Annotated in this window: 1 protein-coding gene; it reads left to right on the forward strand. The window is 39.5% G+C overall.

Annotation, left to right across the window (positions count from 1 at the left end; all coding sequences use genetic code 11):
- Positions 1 to 1905, forward strand: a 1905-nt coding sequence (locus tag E1176_RS01740; protein ID WP_155208854.1) for a T9SS type B sorting domain-containing protein, incomplete at both ends; no start/stop codon positions are given.

The following is a 1905-nucleotide window of genomic DNA, read 5'->3' on the forward strand; positions in this document are numbered from 1 at the left end:
GACGCCACAGAGATACTGACAGTAGATATTTTGGATCCTTCAGACCCATCATGTGGTGGTGGAGGAACAGGTGAATGTGCTACAGTTGCAATCTCATTCCCTGATGGAAACATTACTCCAGCTACTTGTACCAACTCTGATGGTGAGGTGATTTTCCGAATTAATCCGTTTATACCTTCTGTAAATAATACTGGAGTAATTATAGATATTGATGGTCCTGTTTCAAGAACGAATGTCAATGACTCTGTATTTAGTAATTTACCTATTGGAGTGTACAACTTTACTGTTCAGTATGGTGATCCAAGTTGTATAAAAACTGGTACAGTAACTGTCGATCAATCAGGAACTGTAGGTACACCGATTGCTTCTAACGTAGTAGAGCCAGAATGTTTTGGTAATGCTTCTGGTGCAGTAACGATTGATGTAGACGGGGAAACAGGTAATACACTTGAGTGGTCTCTAGATGGAACGATATGGAATACATTTATAGCTGGGACTCAAATTACAGGTATCCCAGCAGGACCTGCTCCAAGCTTTGAGCAAGTAATAAGCGTAAGAAGAAACTCTTCTGACCCTTGTAATGCTGCAGTTACTGTTGTAATCAATAATGGGAATGATGAGTTGGATATTGATACATCAACTACAGAGGCATCATGTGACAACAACGATGGCTCAATTATAGTAGATGCTGTAACCGGTGGCTCTGGAACCTATTCTTATAGATTAGATGGGGCTTTCTTCGATGATCTACCAACCGATAATACTTTTGGTACATTGGCTGGTGGAGATCATATCTTAACAGTTATTGATGACGGAGTAGGTGGATGTGAAAGAGATTTTACTATTATCGTACCTTTCCCAGGTTTAGTAGATTTTGATACTAATGTCAAAGACCCAGATTGCGATAACGGTACTGCAAGCAATGGAAGAATTAGCGTTATAATTAACTCTGTGGGATCATTTCAAGTTGGAATAAGTACAAGCGCTGTTGATGATCCGTCTGAATTTTTTAATATAACATCAGACGGTAATGATAGTATTCCATTCAATGATTTAACCAAGGGTACTTACTATGTAACAGTAGTTTCAACTGGTGCTACGTGTCCAAACAGAAGAGAAGTAACTATAGCAGATGGTCCTTCAGCTGTCTCATTTGACTACGAGTTTGGTTGTATTAGTGAAATCGATAATAAAGAACTGTTATTGACCAATATCACAGGAGACAATAATGTAGAATACGTGCTAAGAGTAAGAGAAAAGTTTGGTGATGTAGTCGACAGTATCTCATTCAATCTAAGTGCCAATGGAAGTGAAAGGTTAATTAAAAATAGGGCATTCCTTAATTTAATTGCTGAATATGAGCTTGAATTGGTACAAGATGACCAGCCGGCATGTCTTGGTACTGAGCTAGCTTACCAACATCCTGAATCATTGGTAATCCCTGGTGATCTCACAGCAGTAATTGCTGAAAGTACAGAGTCACTACCAGACAGACCAACAGGTAGCTTTAAGGTGATAAACTTCTCAGGAGGGTTAGCACCGTATCAGACGAGAGTGGAGCTAGATTCAGCTTCTATCCAGGGTCAGTCTTTTATGACAGAGTATGAGCCGGTTACTCAAAATAATGAGTTTGAGTTGGAGGCTTTCTACCAAAATGTACCAGCAGGTAGATATCTCGTAGAGGTGATAGATACACTTGGCTGTGTGGTGCCATTAGTGGCCAGGGTAGATTTAAATACAGAAATAAGAGTGCCTAACATATTTACACCTAATGGAGATGGTGCAAACGATTTATTTGTAGTAAGGAACCTACCTAGTGAAGGAGCTGTGCTGGTAATTAATAATCGATGGGGTAATGAAATATTTAGCTCAGATAATTACCAAAACGCATGGGATGGTGGTGAT

The sequence above is a fragment of the Fulvivirga aurantia genome (assembly GCF_009711475.1).
Lineage (GTDB): Bacteria > Bacteroidota > Bacteroidia > Cytophagales > Cyclobacteriaceae > Fulvivirga > Fulvivirga aurantia.